Genomic DNA, 15,188 nt, shown 5'->3' on the forward strand with positions numbered 1-15,188 from the left:
GTTCCTCACAGTTCTCGTGCGACGTCGGCGATGAGCTGCCGGGACCGTCCGACATCGAGCGACACGCTCTCGGCGATGTCCAACAACGCCCGATGCTTTTCGAGTTCGGCTTCGGCGTCAAGGTGGTGGCTGCCGGAAGGACTGTCCTTCTGCACCGTGTCCAGTTGCGGTACGACGCCGGCCGCGTAGAGCAGAGGTTGGGTGACTTCAATGAACTGCTCGTTGCTGAAGGGGAGCACGCGCAACGTGACAGCGGGCCACTCCGACATTTCCAGCACATGCCGCAACTGAGCCCTGGCGACCTTCCTTCCGCCGAACCGCATCCTCAGCGCAGCCTCGTGGATGATCGCCTCGTACGGTGGCGGGTCGTCACGTTCGAGGACGGCACGCCGCCTCATCCTGTGCTCGACCCGTGCCTCGATCTCGTCACCGGGCACACGCCACTGGTCGAGCTGGCGCGGTTGCTCGTCTCGGAGGTTGTCTCGAACGTCCACCTGCACACGAAGGTGCACCGGCTGGCGCTCGAAGCGACGGTTCAGGCCGATCAGTTGAGGGTCTCCGTGCGGGACGACGATCCCTGCGGCATGCCCTGGCCACAGGCGGCGCAAAGGGACGGCACGGCGCTCGTCCCCGTGCCCGCGCCCGAGACGGCAGAGCACGGGCGCGGGCTGCTGCTCGTCCAGGCGTGCGCCGACGCCTGGGGCACCGTCTGGCACGGTGGGCGGCCGCCCACCGGCAAGAGCGTGTGGTTCGAGCTCGTCAACCGGTGCGGGCGGTGAGGAGGGGGAGACGGCACCGCCGGTGGCCGTGGCACCGCCAACCGGCGGGTGTTACGGAGCCCGGGCGGCGGCCCTGTTCCGTCCCGCCCCCGCGGCGGCGTCAGCCGCGGGCCGCCGCGATCTGGCGGGCCATGATCGTGGTCAGTTCGTAGGCCGTGTGGGAGGCCGCGACCGAGGTGATCTCCGCGTGGTCGTAGGCCGGGGCGACCTCCACCAGGTCGGCCGAGACCAGACGGCAGTCCGCCAGGCCGCGCAGGATCTCCAGCAGTTCGCGGGAGGTCAGGCCGCCGGCCTCCGGGGTGCCGGTGCCGGGGGCGTGGGCCGGGTCGAGGACGTCGATGTCGATGGAGATGTAGAGCGGGCGGTCGCCGATGCGCTCGCGGAGCTGCTGGGCCACCTCGTCCACACCGCGCCGCATCACATCGGCGGAGGTGACGATGCCGAAGCCCATCTTCTCGTCGTCGTCCAGGTCCTTGCGGCCGTACAGCGGGCCGCGGATGCCGACGTGCGAGAGGGCCGAGGTGTCGAGGACGCCCTCCTCGACGGCCCGCCGGAACGGGGTGCCGTGGGTGTACTCGGCGCCGAAGTAGGTGTCCCAGGTATCCAGGTGGGCGTCGAAGTGCAGCAGGGCGACCGGGCCGTGCCGGCGGGCGACCGCGCGCAGCAGCGGGAGGGCGATGGTGTGGTCGCCGCCGAGGGTCATCATGCGGGCGCCGGTGGCGAGGATGCCGTCGGCCGCGGCCTCGACCGTCTCGACGGCCTCGTTGATGTTGAACGGGTTGGCGGCGATGTCACCCGCGTCGGCCACCTGTGCCAGCGCGAAGGGGGAGGCGTCCTGCGCCGGGTTGTACGGGCGCAGCAGCCGGGACGCCTCGCGGATGGCGTTGCCGCCGAAGCGGGCGCCGGGCCGGTAGGAGACGCCGCTGTCGAAGGGCACGCCGACGACCGCGACGTCGGCCGTGCCGCCGACCTCGTCGATCCGGGGCAGCCGCGCGAAGGTGGCGGGCCCGGCGTAGCGCGGGACGCGGGAGGAGTCGACGGGGCCCCGCGGCCGCCCGGCGGGCTCCCCGGCCCCGTCCCCGGCGGTCCGGGCTCCGGCTCCGGCTCCGGCGTCCCGGCCCCGGGCCTCGTCCTGGTGGCTGCGGTCGGCTGGGGTCATGCGGGGGCCTCTGCTCTCGGCGGTCGGGTGCGGGCGCGGTCCCTCCGAGCCTAGGCAGAACGACGGATTCCGCACATGTACGTTTGGCAGTGACTCCGCGCGCTATGTGGACACGGCGTCCAGCCTGTTTCCGTACGGGTCACAATGGCCGTATGCCGATACCCAGCCCCGCCCCCGGCCGCGCCGAGCTGATCGACCACCTCGTCCGTACGCGGATCGCGGGCAATGTGGCCACGCCCCGGGACAACAACCTGTCCCACTACCGCAAGCTCGCCAACGGCGACCGCCATTACTGGCTGGGGCTGGAGCTCGGCGACCGGTGGACCGACGAGCAGGACGTGCTGGCGGTGATGGCGGAGCGCTGCGGTGTCGTGGACGACCCGGAGCACCGCGCCGGCCAGGACACGATCGACCCGGCGCTGACGGTGGACGCGCTGGACCGGATGGCCGCCGTGCTGCGGAAGTCCGCCGGCGAGGGGCACCGGGTGCTCTTCGCGACCGGGCACCCCGGCGGGCTGCTGGACGTGCACCGCGCCGTCGCGGCCGGGATGCGGGCAGCCGGCTGCGAGGTCATGGAGATCCCGGGCGGGCTGCGGGCCGACGAGGGCTTCGTCGTCCAGTTCGCCGACGTGGCGGTGCTGGAGCGCGGTGCCACCCTCTGGCACACCCACTCCCCCGCGCCGATGGCCGCGATCCTCGACGCCCTGGAGCGGGCGGGGCGGCCGCTGCCGGACCTGGTGGTGGCGGACCACGGCTGGGCGGGCTGCGCGGGGCAGCGCGGCGTCACCGCGGTGGGCTTCGCCGACTGCAACGACCCGGCGCTGTTCCTGGGCGAGGCGGAGGGCACCCTCGCCGTCACGGTCCCGCTGGACGATCACGTCCTCGACCCGCGCTTCTACGACCCGATGACCGCGTATCTGCTGGACGCGGCCGGTCTGTAGGGGAAGCCCGGGGAGGGAGAGAGCAGAAGCGCGGGAGCGGTGGAACGGGAGGGCCGCCGCCCCATGGTCCAGGGCATCGGCCCTCCCGCACCGGTACGGCCCGGACGGGGCCGCCGTCCGTCTCCACGGCGGCCCCGCCGGACCCGGTCGCGGGACACCTCACACCCGAGGCACCCGGACCAGCCCTTCTTGGATGACGGTCACCGCGAGGCGGCCGTCGGCGGTGTAGATACGGGCCTGTCCCAGTCCCCGTCCGCCGGAGGACGAGGGGCTGCTCTGGTCATACAGCAACCATTCGTCTGCCCGAAAGGGGCGGTGGAACCACATCGCGTGGTCCAGGCTGGCGCCGACCACGTCGCCGACCGCCCAGCCGCCGCGCCCGTGGGCGAGGAGGACCGAGTCGAGCAGCGTCATGTCGGAGACGTAGGTGGCGAGGCAGACGTGCAGGAGCGGTGCGTCGATCTCGCCGCCGAGCTTGCCGTTCGTGCGGAACCACACCTGCGAGCGGGGCTCGCGCGGGCCCTGGGCGGCGGTGGCGTACGGCGGCTCGTCGACGTAGCGCAGATCGACGGCCGAGCGGGCCTCCAGCATCCGGTCCACGACGCCCGGGCTGAGGAGGTGCGCGTACGTGGGCAGCAGCTCGCCGGCGGTCGGCAGGGTCTCCGGGTCGGGCGCGGCGGGCATCGGCTCCTGGTGGTCCAGCCCTTCCTCGTGGAGCTGGAAGGAGGCGGAGAGGTGGAAGATCGGCTTGCCGTGCTGCACCGCCACCACCCGGCGGGTGGTGAAGGAGCGGCCGTCGCGGATGCGGTCGACGGTGTAGACGATCGGCGCACCGGGATCGCCGGGCCGCAGGAAGTACGCGTGCAGCGAGTGCGCCGGACGGTCGGGCTCCACCGTGCGGCCCGCGGCGACCAGCGCCTGGGCGGCCACCTGGCCGCCGAAGACGCGGGGGATCACCGCGGGCCGGCTGGCGCCGCGGAAGATGTTCTCCTCGATCCGTTCCAGATCGAGCAGGTCGAGGAGACTCCGAAGTGCTTCGCTCATGTCGGTGCGCTCATGTCGCTGTGCGGTCGGCTCGTGTGAGGGAGGGGTGCCCGCCCTCACAGTCCCATCGACTTGGCGACGATGGTGCGCATGACCTCGCTGGTGCCGCCGTAGATGCGGTTGACGCGGTTGTCCGCGTAGAGGCGGGCGATCGGGTACTCCATCATGTAACCGTAGCCGCCGTGCAGCTGGAGGCACTTGTCGATGACCTCGGCGGCCTTCTCGGTGCAGAACAGCTTGGCGGAGGCGGCGTCGGCCGCGGTGAGCTCGCCGGCGTCGTGGGCGTCGAGGGCGCGGTCGACCACGGCCTCCATGGCGTCCACGTCGGCCTTGCAGTCGGCCAGGACGAACTTGGTGTTCTGGAAGGCGGCCACGGGCTTGCCGAAGACCGTGCGGTCCCGGACGTACTCCTGGGCGAAGTTGATGGCGGCCGCCGCCTGGGCGTAGGCGCCCATGGCGATGGCCAGGCGCTCCTGCGGCAGGTTCTGGCCGAGGTAGGAGAAGCCCTTGCCCTCCTCGCCGAGCAGGTCCTCGGCGGGCACCTTGACGTCCGTGAAGGACAGCTCGGCGGTGTCGGAGGTCTTCAGGCCCAGCTTCTCCAGCTTGCGGCCGACCGCGTAGCCCTCGGACGTGGTGTCGACGACGAAGAGGGAGATGCCGGCGCGGCGGTCCTCGGGGTTCAGCGGGGAGGTGCGGGCGCAGACGATGACGCGGTCGGCGTGGACACCTCCGGTGATGAAGGTCTTGGCGCCGTTGAGGACGTAGTGGCTGCCGTCCTCGGAGAGCTTGGCGGTGGTCTTCATGCCGGCCAGGTCGGAGCCGGTGCCCGGCTCGGTCATGGCGATGGCGAACATCATCTCGCCGGTGACGAACTTCGGCAGCCAGCGCTTCTTCTGCTCGTCGGTGGCGTACGCCTGCAGGTACGGCAGGCACAGGCCGACGTGCACGCTGCTGCCGCCGAAGCTGACGCCGGCGCGGGCGCACTCCTCGGCGATGATCGCCTGGAACTTGAAGCTGTGCTCGCCGGCGCCGCCGAACTCCTCGGGCACCTCGATTCCGAAGATGCCCAGCTCACCGAGCTTGTAGTAGAAGTCGCGCGGGGCCTGGCCGGCCTCCAGCCACTGGTCGTAGACGGGCACGACCTCGGCGGCGATGAAATCGCGAATGGTCTCCCGGAACGCTTCCTGGTCCTCGTTGAACACCGTGCGACGCATCTCCGCGCGCCTCCCTCTGCTGAACCCGCTGAAACCCGGTGGATGGGCGGACCGATGCCGGTCCGGGCAAGCCTCACCCGCATGAATGTCTAAGCGCTTGCTCAGGGAAAGCTACCCGGCAGTTACCCGCACTGTCCAGAGACGTCCGTCACGGCGCGCGGTCCACCACCGCCCGTGCGCGGAGGCGGAACGGGGCGGGAGCCGGGGAAGGAGAGCGGAGGAGGAGAGGAAAAGGCGGGTTCCCGCCGCTCACAGGGCGGGCACGGCCGCGTCGAAGGCACCCCGCGCCAGCCGGTGCAGCAGGGCCGCCATCGGCTCGCGGCCCGAGAGCGCGCCGGGACTGCCGAGGTGCGGGGTGGAGTTGAGCAGCCCGAAGACGGCGTGGACGGAGGCACGGGCCTCGTCCTCGGTGATGTCCGGATAGGCGTCACGGACGACACCGACCCACAGCTCGACGTACTGCCGCTGGAACTGCCGGACCAGCTTGCGGTCGCTCTCCCGCAGCCGGTCCAGCTCCCGGTCGTGGAGGACGATCAGCGCCCGGTCGTCGAGCGCGAAGTCGATGTGGCCGTCGATGAGCGAGTCCAGCACGGCCCCGGGCGGCCCGGCCGTCTCGGCGGCCCGGCGCCGCCCGCCGTGCAGCAGCCGGCTGCTGATGCCGACCAGCAGTTCGGCGAGCATCGCCTCCTTGCCGGGGAAGTGGCGGTACAGACCGGGGCCGCTGATACCGACGGCCGCCCCTATCTCGTCCACACCGACGCCGTGGAAGCCGCGCTCGGCGAAGAGGCGTGCGGCCTCCCTGAGGATCTGCTCGCGGCGGGTGGGAGCCGCGCCCGGGGCGGCAGCGGAGGGAGTCATGAAGGCATTCTAGACAAGCGGGGTTAGCGGTCGTTAACCTGAACCGGAAAGTTAACGCTCATTAACCCGCCGCGACCCACGGCCGGGGCGACGCACCGCACCCGGCACAGAGCCGTCCGTGAGCAGCCGCTGTGCAGCCCACGAGCAGCCCATGAACGCAGAGGACCGACCGAGCAAGGGAGCTCGACCATGCAGCAGGCACCGGTGCTGGGGAGCACCGCCGATCCGGGGTCCGCCACCTGGCGGGCCAACGAGGCGGCGCACCGCGAGCTGGCGGCGGAGCTGCGGGAGCGGCTGGCCGCCGCCCGGCTGGGCGGGGGCGAGAGGGCCCGCGCCCGGCACACCGCCCGCGGCAAGCTGCTCCCCCGGGACCGGGTGGACGCGCTGCTCGACCCGGGTTCGCCGTTCCTGGAGCTGGCCCCGCTGGCCGCCGAGGGCCTGTACGGCGGCGCGGCCCCGGCTGCCGGGGTGATCGCGGGCATCGGGCGGGTCTCCGGCCGGGAGGTGGTGATCGTCGCCAACGACGCCACCGTCAAGGGCGGCACGTACTACCCGATGACGGTGAAGAAGCACCTCCGCGCCCAGGAGGTGGCGCTGGAGAACCGGCTGCCCTGCCTCTACCTGGTCGATTCCGGCGGCGCCTTCCTGCCCCTGCAGGACGAGGTCTTCCCGGACCGTGAGCACTTCGGCCGGATCTTCTACAACCAGGCCCGGATGTCCGGGGCCGGCATCCCGCAGATCGCGGCGGTGCTGGGCTCCTGCACGGCCGGCGGGGCCTACGTCCCGGCGATGAGCGACGAGGCCGTCATCGTGCGCGGGCAGGGCACGATCTTCCTCGGCGGCCCGCCGCTGGTGAAGGCCGCCACCGGTGAGGTCGTCACGGCCGAGGAACTGGGCGGCGGCGAGGTCCACTCCCGGGTCTCCGGGGTCACCGACCATCTCGCGGAGGACGACGCCCACGCCCTGCGCATCACCCGCACCATCGTCTCCACGCTCCCGGAGCGCGGGCCGCTGCCCTGGTCCGTGGAGCCGGTCGAGAAGCCGGCGGTGGACCCGGCCGGGCTCTACGGCGCCGTGCCCGCCGACTCCCGCACCCCGTACGACGTCCGTGAGGTGATCGCGCGGATCACGGACGGCTCGCGCTTCGCCGAGTTCAAGGCGGAGTACGGCCAGACCCTGGTCACCGGCTTCGCCCGGATCCACGGCCACCCGGTCGGCATCGTCGCCAACAACGGCATCCTGTTCTCCGAATCCGCCCAGAAGGGCGCCCACTTCATCGAGCTGTGCGACCAGCGCGGCATCCCGCTGCTCTTCCTGCAGAACATCTCCGGCTTCATGGTCGGCCGGGACTACGAGGCCGGCGGCATCGCCAAGCACGGCGCCAAGATGGTCACCGCCGTCGCCTGCACCCGGGTGCCCAAGCTCACGGTGGTGATAGGCGGTTCCTACGGCGCCGGGAACTACTCCATGTGCGGCCGCGCCTATTCACCGCGGTTCCTGTGGATGTGGCCCAACGCCAAGATCTCCGTGATGGGCGGCGAGCAGGCGGCCTCGGTGCTGGCCACCGTCAAGCGCGACCAGCTGGAGGCGCGCGGCGAGAAGTGGTCCGCGGAGGACGAGGAGGCGTTCCGCGCCCCCGTCCGCGAGCAGTACGACACCCAGGGCAACGCCTACTACGCCACCGCCCGGCTCTGGGACGACGGCGTGATCGACCCACTGGAGACCCGCCAGGTCCTGGGCCTCGCCCTCACCGCCTGTGCCAACGCGCCGCTGCCGCAGCGGGACCCGGCCGCCCCCGGCTACGGCGTCTTCCGGATGTGACGGGACGACGGACGAGATGACGACGGAGATGACGATGTTCGAGTCCGTACTGGTCGCCAACCGGGGCGAGATCGCGGTCCGCGTGATCCGCACCCTGCGCCGGCTGGGGGTGCGGTCGGTCGCCGTGTTCAGCGACGCCGACGCGGGCGCCCGCCATGTGCGGGAGGCCGACACGGCCGTCCGGATCGGTCCCACGGCCGCCGCCGAGAGCTATCTGTCGGTGGAGCGGCTGCTCGACGCCGCCGCCCGCAGCGGAGCGCGGGCGGTCCACCCCGGCTACGGCTTCCTCGCCGAGAACGCCGCCTTCGCCCGCGCCTGCGAGGAGGCGGGCCTGGTCTTCATCGGCCCGCCCCCGGGCGCGATCGAGCTGATGGGCGACAAGATCCGCGCCAAGGAGACCGTCAGGTCCGCCGGGGTCCCGGTCGTCCCCGGCTCCTCCGGCAGCGGCCTCACCGACGCCGAACTGGCTGCGGCGGCCCGGGAGATCGGCATGCCCGTGCTGCTCAAGCCCTCGGCGGGCGGCGGCGGCAAGGGCATGCGGCTGGTCCGCTCCGAGGAGGTGCTCGCCGAGGAGATCGCCGCCGCCCGGCGCGAGGCGCGCGGCTCCTTCGGGGACGGCACCCTGCTGGTGGAACGGTGGATCGACCGGCCCCGGCACATCGAGATCCAGCTGCTGGCCGACGGCCACGGCAACGTCGTGCACCTGGGCGAGCGCGAGTGTTCCCTCCAGCGCCGTCATCAGAAGATCGTCGAAGAGGCCCCGAGCCCACTGCTCGACGAGGCCATCCGGGCGGCCATGGGTGAGGCCGCCGTGCAGGCCGCGCGCTCGTGCGGCTACCGGGGAGCGGGCACGGTCGAGTTCATCGTCCCGGGCAACGACCCCTCCGCGTACTACTTCATGGAGATGAACACCCGCCTCCAGGTCGAGCACCCGGTGACCGAACTCGTCACGGGCCTGGACCTGGTGGAATGGCAGCTGCGGGCCGCCGCCGGCGAACCGCTCGGCTTCACCCAGCGGGACATACGGCTCACCGGGCACGCCGTGGAGGCCCGGCTCTGCGCGGAGACCGCCCGCGCGGCGGACGGCGGCCGGGTGGACTTCCTGCCGTCGGCCGGCACGGTCCGCCTGCTCCGCGAACCGGCGGGCGAGGGCGTCCGCGTCGACTCCGGTCTCTCCGCCGGCACCGAGGTCGGCACGGCCTACGACCCGATGCTCGCCAAGATCATCGCCCATGGCCCGGACCGGGCCACCGCCCTGCGGCGGCTGCGGGCCGCGCTCGCCGGGACGGACGTCCTGGGAGTCGACACCAACGCCGGCTTCCTGCGCCGGCTGCTGGCCCACCCGGAGGTCGTCTCCGGCGAGATGGACACCGGTCTCGTCGACCGCGACGCGGCCTCGCTGCTGCGGCCCTCCGTACCGGCGGAGGTGTACGCGGCGGCGGCGCTGCTCCGCCACGCGGCCCTGGCCGGGCGCGGCACCGCGGAAACGGGCGGCGGCCCGGAAAGCCCCGCGAACCCCGCATCCCCCGGCGGCCGTCCGAGCTGGACGGACCCGTTCTCCGAACCGAGCGGCTGGCGGCTGGGCGGCGTACCGGCCTGGACACCGCATCACGTCAGGGTCCCCGGCCACGAGCCGGTGACCGTCCACGTCCGGGGACCGCTGCACGACGCGGAGGTCCGTATCGAGGAACAGGCCGCCGCCCCGGCGGGGGCTGTACCCGCACCCGCCGGAGCCGGGTCCACGGGGACTGGCCCCACCGCGGGGCCGACCGGTGCCGTCCGGGCCCGGCTCGTCCCCGCGGAGGGCGGACCGTCAGCCTCCGGCGCCCGGCTGCTGCTGGAGTACGCGGGCGTCACCCACGCCCTCCACCACACGCCGGACGGCTCCGGCGGGCACTGGCTGGGCCGGGACGGCGACGCCTGGCACACCACCGCGTACGACCCCGTGGCCGCGGCCCTGCGCGGCGGCGCGGGCGCCGGGTACGCCGGGACGCTCACCGCGCCCATGCCGGGCACCGTCACCGTCGTCAAGGCGGCCGTCGGTGACACGGTGACCGCCGGGCAGAGCCTGCTGGTCGTGGAGGCGATGAAGATGGAGCACGTCATCGCCGCCCCGCACGACGGCACCGTCGCCGAACTGGACGTGACCCCCGGCAGCACCGTCGCCATGGACCAGGTCCTGGCCGTCGTCGCACCGCACGAGCCGGCCGGACCGGCCGGACCGGCCGCCGTGATCACCGAGGAGGCGAGCGATGTCCCTTCCTGACGGACTCCCCATGACCGTCCCGGCCCCCGGCCTGCCCGCACGGGTCCGGATCCACGAAGTGGGCCCCCGGGACGGCCTGCAGAACGAGCAGGCCGTCGTCCCCGTCGAGATCAAGGCCGAGTTCATCAAGCGGCTGGCCGCGGCCGGGCTGGACACCATCGAGGCGACGAGCTTCGTCCACCCCCGGTGGGTCCCCCAACTGGCCGACGCCGAGCAGCTGATGCCCCTGCTCGGCGGCCCGGAGCTGCCGGCCGGGACACGGCTGCCTGTCCTCGTCCCCAACGACCGCGGGCTGGAGCGGGCGCTGACGCTCGGGGTGCGGGAGATCGCCGTCTTCGGCAGTGCCACCGAGTCGTTCGCCAAGGCCAACCTCAACCGGACGGTGGAGGAGTCCCTCGCCATGTTCGAGCCGGTGGTCGCCAGGGCCGCGGCGGCGGGCCTGCGCGTGCGCGGCTATCTCTCGATGTGTTTCGGAGACCCCTGGGAAGGCGCCGTTCCGGTCGAACAGGTGGTCGCGGTCAGCCGCCGGCTGCTGGATCTGGGCTGTGACGAGCTGAGCCTCGGCGACACCATCGGCGTCGCCACCCCCGGCCATGTGGCGGCGCTGCTGACGGCGCTCGACGCGGCCGGGGTGCCCGCCGGCCGGCTCGCCGTCCACTTCCACGACACCTACGGCCAGGCCCTCGCCAACACCCTCGCCGCCCTCCAGCAGGGCGTCACCACCGTCGACGCCTCCGCGGGCGGTCTCGGCGGCTGCCCCTACGCGAAGAGCGCCACCGGAAACCTCGCCACCGAGGACCTGGTCTGGATGCTGCACGGCCTCGGCATCGAGACCGGGGTCGATCTCGGCCGCCTCACCGCCACCAGCGTGTGGATGGCCGCCCACCTGGGCCGACCCAGCCCGTCCCGCACCGTCCGTGCCCTCGCCGGCACCCCCTCCCAGCAGGAGAACTGAAACCATGCCGATCGACCACCGCCTCTCCCCCGAGCACGAGGAACTCCGGCGCACCGTCGAGGAGTTCGCTCACGACGTCATCGCCCCGAAGATCGGCGAGTTCTACGAGAACCACGAGTTCCCCTACGAGATCGTCCGCGAGATGGGCCGGATGGGCCTCTTCGGCCTGCCCTTCCCCGAGGAGTACGGCGGGATGGGCGGCGACTACCTCGCCCTCGGCCTGGTCCTGGAGGAGCTGGCCCGGGTGGACTCCTCGATCGCCATCACCCTCGAAGCCGGGGTCTCCCTCGGCGCCATGCCCGTCTACCGCTTCGGCACCGAGGAGCAGAAGCGGGAGTGGCTGCCCCGGATGTGCTCCGGCGAGATCCTGGGCGCCTTCGGCCTCACCGAGCCGGACTGCGGCTCGGACGCCGGGGGCACCCGCACCACGGCGGTCCGCGACGGCGACGCGTGGGTGATCAACGGTTCCAAGTCCTTCATCACCAACTCCGGCACCGACATCACCGGCCTCGTCACGGTCACCGCCGTCACCGGCCGCAAGCCCGACGGCCGCCCCGAGATCTCCTCGATCATCGTGCCCTCCGGCACCCCCGGTTTCACCGTCGCGCCCGCGTACTCCAAGGTCGGCTGGAACGCCTCGGACACCCGTGAGCTGTCCTTCTCCGATGTCCGGGTCCCGGCCGCCAACCTCCTCGGCGAGGAGGGCCGCGGCTACGCCCAGTTCCTGCGGATACTCGACGAGGGCCGCATCGCGATCTCCGCCCTGGCCACCGGTCTCGCCCAGGGCTGCGTGGACGAGTCCGTGTCCTACGCCAAGACCCGCAGGGCCTTCGGGAAACCGATCGGCGACAACCAGGCGATCCAGTTCAAACTGGCCGACATGGAGATGCGCGCCCACACCGCCCGGCTGGCCTGGCGCGACGCGGCCTCCCGGCTGCTGGCGGGCGAACCGTTCAAGAAGGAGGCGGCCCTGGCCAAGCTGTACTCCTCGGAGATCGCCGTCACCAACGCCCGGGAGGCCACCCAGATCCACGGCGGCTACGGCTTCATGAACGAGTACCCGGTGGCCCGGATGTGGCGCGACTCCAAGATCCTGGAGATCGGCGAGGGCACGAGCGAGGTCCAGCGCATGCTGATCGCCCGCGAACTGGGCTTCGCCTCCTGAGCCGGGGCCGGCCGCCGGCACCGCCGGCACCGCCGGCACCGCCGGCACCGCCGGCACAACGCGCTCGGTCCGGGCCCGCCCGGGCCCCGGGCCGAGCGTGCCGGGCCCCGTCGCCCTGAACGGCGGGGTGCACGGCGATCCGGGCACGACGCGGCCGTTCGCGGCGGCACCGCCCGGATCGCCAACCTCCCCGATCCGTCATGCAGTTGCCAGGCCGGGACATGGGTGCCACCATGCGCCCATGACCAACAGAAACGAGACCCCTTCCCGCTGGTGAGCGAGGTCGGCGAGCGCACGGCGCTCGATCCCCGGACATCGCTGTACGACCACGCACTGCGCCTGCACCGGCAGACGCCCGATGGGCCCCTGACGGACGGCGGACGGCCCCTCCCGGACGAGGCGCACAGGCCCAGCAAGTCGGCACGGCACTGGACACAGCACGGCAAAGCCCTCCGGAAGGTCCTGCTGCAGCACTTCGACCGTGACGGCGCCTCCGGAACCGCCCCGGTGCTCACGTCGCGGTTGCGCCGCCTGAACGTCCGCGCCGAACACGTCGCATCGGTGCTGGAGAAGCTGCCGCTTCCGGACGGTCCCGGCCCGCTCGCCCTCGGCAGAGAGCTGGTACGCCACGGAACCGACCGCCGCGCCGTATGGGTGGGCCTCGGCCTGCTGGCCCGCCGGGGCGGGCCGGGCGACGCCGCCCTGATCAGGACGGTCGGACTGCTGTCATGCTGCACGGCTCCGGCCATCGAGGCCCTGAGGGCCGTCGGCTGCGCCACCCCGGACCTCATATGGCTCGCCGAACGCATCCCCGGACGGCTCCGCGGCACGGTGTTCCCGGCGCTCTGCGAACGGGACGATCCGGCCGCCCGCAGCTGGCTGCTCTCTGCTCCGCTGGACCGGCGCCGCACCTCGCCCTCCCGGGCACGGGAGATCGCCGAGAAGGCCCATCTCGCCGAGGCTCTGGAGGCCCACTCCGCCGGCGCGGCCGGGACAGCCGTCACGGCCCGGGCCCTGAGCCTCCTGACAGCCATGACCGGGCCCAACGACTACCGGGCCGAACTCCCCCACTACACCGACGCCACGCGCGTCTACACCGCTCTTCTCCCCCGGCTCGCCGAACTGTCCCCGTCCCTCGACCACTTCGCCGATCTGCTCTCACTGCTCCTCGAACTGCACAGCGGACACAGCGCCCTGCTGGACTGGCGGCCCGGGGAGCGGGAACGGGTCGCGGCCGGAATCGGAGCGGTGCTCCGCCGCCGCGAGTGGACGGCCGTCGCCTCCGCCGCCGAGGCCTCCACCGACGTGACCGAGCGCCGCAGGGGTCAGTGGATACGGCGCACCGGCGTCCCGGAACCACCGATCCCGCCGGACGCCGGAGAAGGCGCCGCCAACCGGCTGTCCGTCCACGTCGTCGTCCCCGATCCGGCCGGGCCACCGGGTGTGCAGACCCGTGTCCTGGTGGACGGCAGACCGCTGATCGCCGCCGCCTTCGCCGACGGGCCCCCGAACCCGCCGGAGTACCTGCTCGGCCGGGGGCTCCTCCGCGCGTCCGGGGAACCGCGGAGGGTCCAGCTGGCGGAGGCCTGGTGCACAGAGGGCTGTTGCGGCGCCCTGTACGTCACCATCAGCCGGCAGGGCGACACGGTCGTATGGCGCAACTGGGAGGCCCCCGCCGGTTCGCCTTCCGAACCGGACCGCCCCGAGCCGCCCGAACTGCGCTTCCACGTCGCCCATTACGACGCCGAGATCACCCGAGCGCAGAACGACCACGGCTGGGAGTGGCCGGCCCGGACCCTGGCCCGGCTGCTGACCGAGCGCCTGCGCGCCGAGCCGGACCTCCTCGGACGCTGGGACTGTGCGCAGGGCTGGATCAGCACGCACTACGCCGACCACGACCGGGTCCAGGTCGCGTTCACCCACCCGGCACCGTCCTCCTCCGAGCCGGAGCGGAGGACGGACCCCGACCGTCCCTGGCTCCAGTTCATCTGGGACATCCCGGACGACGGCAGCCCTCCGGAGGAACAGGCGCGGGCCGCCCTGCGGCACTTGGCTGCGGACGACCCGAAGACATATGCCGAGATCGCCGGAGGCAGCCAGGAGTCCGCGCAGGCACTCGGCTTCCCCTGGCCGGACTGAGGACCGTTGCGGCGGCAGCGAGCGGGGCCCGGACGACCCGCGGTGGCGACCGGGCCCGGGCGACCGGGCCCGGGCGACCGGGGCCGTATGCCGCGTCCGGGGCCGGCCGGGCCCGGGTGCCTACGGACGGCCGGTGTTCTTGTGAAAGACCAGCAGATACCTCCAGAAGAGCAGCCTGCGGAGGGTGGCACCGGGCAGCAGTTCGGATGCCTCCTGCCGGATCTCGGCCAGCGACATCGACGGCTGCTGCACCGGCGCCCGGACGGCCGGGGCGGCCCCGCTCCCACCGGGGCCACCGGGTCCGGGGCCACCGGGTCCGGGGGCGCCGGGTCCGGGGGCGCCGGGTCCGGGGGCGCCGGCGGCCGGGCGGAGCGTCTCCGCCACGCGGACCGCGAGCCGGGCGGCCGCGTTGGCCGGGACGGCCGCCAGGCTCCATGCGCGGTCCGCCGGTGACGCCGCCCGGTAGCAGCCGAGGATCAGCAGCACACCGCGGGGGGCCAGCGCGTCACGCAGCGCCGCGACGGTGCCGAAGGGCACGTGGTGGATGCTCGCCAGGCAGGAGATGACGTCGTAGTGTCCGGCGGGGAGCGGGGCGCGGGTGATGTCCGCCCGGCGGAACCGGGGTTCGGGACGCCCGTCCCCGTGGCCCGGCCGCGCCCGGGCGGCTTCGATCACCTCCGCCGCCGGGTCCACCGCGTCCACGGCGATCCCCCGGGCCGCGAGCCTGCGTGCGAACCTCCCGGTTCCGCACCCGACGTCCAGCGCGGTACGGCAGTCGTCGGGCACGTGGCGGAGCAGCAGGCGATGGTAGTGGTCGTTGTGATCGAACGGCATAGGCCCAGAATGC

General features: G+C 73.1%; 13 protein-coding genes. 7 read left to right on the forward strand and 6 right to left on the reverse strand.

The window, feature by feature from the left end:
- Nucleotides 1-5: 5 nt before the first annotated feature.
- Entirely contained in the window at nucleotides 6-398 is a 393-nt protein-coding gene (locus KBZ10_RS03340; protein ID WP_247701785.1) for a DUF5753 domain-containing protein, read from the reverse strand.
- On the opposite strand from KBZ10_RS03340, the gene KBZ10_RS03345 reads away from it, so the two are divergent.
- Nucleotides 339-779, forward strand: a complete 441-nt coding sequence (locus KBZ10_RS03345) for an ATP-binding protein (protein WP_210985941.1) — start codon at nucleotides 339-341, stop codon at nucleotides 777-779. The two genes, KBZ10_RS03340 and KBZ10_RS03345, sit on opposite strands and share 60 nt — an antisense overlap.
- A 100-nt stretch (nucleotides 780-879) precedes the next feature.
- Here KBZ10_RS03345 and speB read toward each other — a convergent pair whose 3' ends face one another.
- Nucleotides 880-1,938 (reverse strand): agmatinase, encoded by a 1,059-nt coding sequence (gene speB / locus KBZ10_RS03350; RefSeq protein ID WP_247701722.1) that lies wholly within the window; start codon nucleotides 1,936-1,938, stop codon nucleotides 880-882.
- A 152-nt stretch (nucleotides 1,939-2,090) separates the two neighbouring features.
- Here speB and KBZ10_RS03355 point away from each other — a divergent pair, with 152 nt between their 5' ends.
- Nucleotides 2,091-2,879, forward strand: a complete 789-nt coding sequence (locus KBZ10_RS03355; RefSeq protein WP_210985942.1) for a phosphatase — start codon at nucleotides 2,091-2,093, stop codon at nucleotides 2,877-2,879.
- Between the two features lie 159 nt (nucleotides 2,880-3,038).
- Here the strand turns inward: KBZ10_RS03355 and KBZ10_RS03360 are convergent, their stop codons facing one another.
- From KBZ10_RS03360 to KBZ10_RS03370, 3 genes are all read right to left on the reverse strand, one after another.
- The gene (locus tag KBZ10_RS03360; protein WP_210985943.1) at nucleotides 3,039-3,923 is read right to left on the reverse strand and encodes an acyl-CoA thioesterase II; all 885 of its coding nucleotides are present in this window, start codon (nucleotides 3,921-3,923) and stop codon (nucleotides 3,039-3,041) included.
- Between the two features lie 56 nt (nucleotides 3,924-3,979).
- The gene (locus KBZ10_RS03365; protein WP_210985944.1) at nucleotides 3,980-5,137 is read right to left on the reverse strand and encodes an acyl-CoA dehydrogenase family protein; all 1,158 of its coding nucleotides are present in this window, start codon (nucleotides 5,135-5,137) and stop codon (nucleotides 3,980-3,982) included.
- Between the two features lie 249 nt (nucleotides 5,138-5,386).
- A complete protein-coding gene (locus KBZ10_RS03370; RefSeq protein ID WP_210985945.1) occupies nucleotides 5,387-5,995 on the reverse strand; it encodes a TetR/AcrR family transcriptional regulator in 609 nt (202 codons plus the stop codon).
- 189 nt (nucleotides 5,996-6,184) lie between these two features.
- On the opposite strand from KBZ10_RS03370, the gene KBZ10_RS03375 reads away from it, so the two are divergent.
- From KBZ10_RS03375 to KBZ10_RS03395, 5 genes are all read left to right on the forward strand, one after another.
- On the forward strand, nucleotides 6,185-7,816 hold the full coding sequence (locus KBZ10_RS03375; RefSeq protein WP_210985946.1) for a carboxyl transferase domain-containing protein: 1,632 nt from the start codon (nucleotides 6,185-6,187) through the stop codon (nucleotides 7,814-7,816).
- Between the two features lie 34 nt (nucleotides 7,817-7,850).
- On the forward strand, nucleotides 7,851-10,082 hold the full coding sequence (locus KBZ10_RS03380) for a biotin carboxylase N-terminal domain-containing protein (protein WP_210986079.1): 2,232 nt from the start codon (nucleotides 7,851-7,853) through the stop codon (nucleotides 10,080-10,082).
- The gene (locus KBZ10_RS03385) at nucleotides 10,069-11,037 is read left to right on the forward strand and encodes a hydroxymethylglutaryl-CoA lyase (protein ID WP_210985947.1); all 969 of its coding nucleotides are present in this window, start codon (nucleotides 10,069-10,071) and stop codon (nucleotides 11,035-11,037) included. Before KBZ10_RS03380 ends, KBZ10_RS03385 begins: the two co-directional genes overlap by 14 nt.
- Nucleotides 11,038-11,041: 4 nt before the next feature.
- The gene (locus KBZ10_RS03390; protein WP_043467076.1) at nucleotides 11,042-12,202 is read left to right on the forward strand and encodes an acyl-CoA dehydrogenase family protein; all 1,161 of its coding nucleotides are present in this window, start codon (nucleotides 11,042-11,044) and stop codon (nucleotides 12,200-12,202) included.
- A gap of 273 nt (nucleotides 12,203-12,475) precedes the next feature.
- Complete coding sequence (locus KBZ10_RS03395) at nucleotides 12,476-14,341, forward strand: hypothetical protein (RefSeq protein WP_210985948.1); 1,866 nt, start codon at nucleotides 12,476-12,478, stop codon at nucleotides 14,339-14,341.
- 120 nt (nucleotides 14,342-14,461) lie between these two features.
- Here KBZ10_RS03395 and KBZ10_RS03400 read toward each other — a convergent pair whose 3' ends face one another.
- Nucleotides 14,462-15,175 (reverse strand): bifunctional 2-polyprenyl-6-hydroxyphenol methylase/3-demethylubiquinol 3-O-methyltransferase UbiG, encoded by a 714-nt coding sequence (locus KBZ10_RS03400; protein ID WP_210985949.1) that lies wholly within the window; start codon nucleotides 15,173-15,175, stop codon nucleotides 14,462-14,464.
- Nucleotides 15,176-15,188: the final 13 nt, after the last annotated feature.

Origin of the sequence: Streptomyces sp. F63, assembly GCF_018070345.1 — a bacterium.
GTDB lineage: Bacteria > Actinomycetota > Actinomycetes > Streptomycetales > Streptomycetaceae > Streptomyces.

Coding starts and splice junctions, on each gene's coding strand:
- speB (WP_247701722.1), bottom strand. CDS start 1,938: ATGACCCCAGCCGACCGCAGCCACCAGGACGAGGCCCGGGGCCGGGAC.
- KBZ10_RS03385 (WP_210985947.1), top strand. CDS start 10,069: ATGTCCCTTCCTGACGGACTCCCCATGACCGTCCCGGCCCCCGGCCTG.
- KBZ10_RS03360 (WP_210985943.1), bottom strand. CDS start 3,923: ATGAGCGAAGCACTTCGGAGTCTCCTCGACCTGCTCGATCTGGAACGG.
- KBZ10_RS03340 (WP_247701785.1), bottom strand. CDS start 398: ATGAGGCGGCGTGCCGTCCTCGAACGTGACGACCCGCCACCGTACGAG.
- KBZ10_RS03365 (WP_210985944.1), bottom strand. CDS start 5,137: ATGCGTCGCACGGTGTTCAACGAGGACCAGGAAGCGTTCCGGGAGACC.
- KBZ10_RS03355 (WP_210985942.1), top strand. CDS start 2,091: ATGCCGATACCCAGCCCCGCCCCCGGCCGCGCCGAGCTGATCGACCAC.
- KBZ10_RS03380 (WP_210986079.1), top strand. CDS start 7,851: ATGTTCGAGTCCGTACTGGTCGCCAACCGGGGCGAGATCGCGGTCCGC.
- KBZ10_RS03400 (WP_210985949.1), bottom strand. CDS start 15,175: ATGCCGTTCGATCACAACGACCACTACCATCGCCTGCTGCTCCGCCAC.
- KBZ10_RS03370 (WP_210985945.1), bottom strand. CDS start 5,995: ATGACTCCCTCCGCTGCCGCCCCGGGCGCGGCTCCCACCCGCCGCGAG.
- KBZ10_RS03375 (WP_210985946.1), top strand. CDS start 6,185: ATGCAGCAGGCACCGGTGCTGGGGAGCACCGCCGATCCGGGGTCCGCC.
- KBZ10_RS03390 (WP_043467076.1), top strand. CDS start 11,042: ATGCCGATCGACCACCGCCTCTCCCCCGAGCACGAGGAACTCCGGCGC.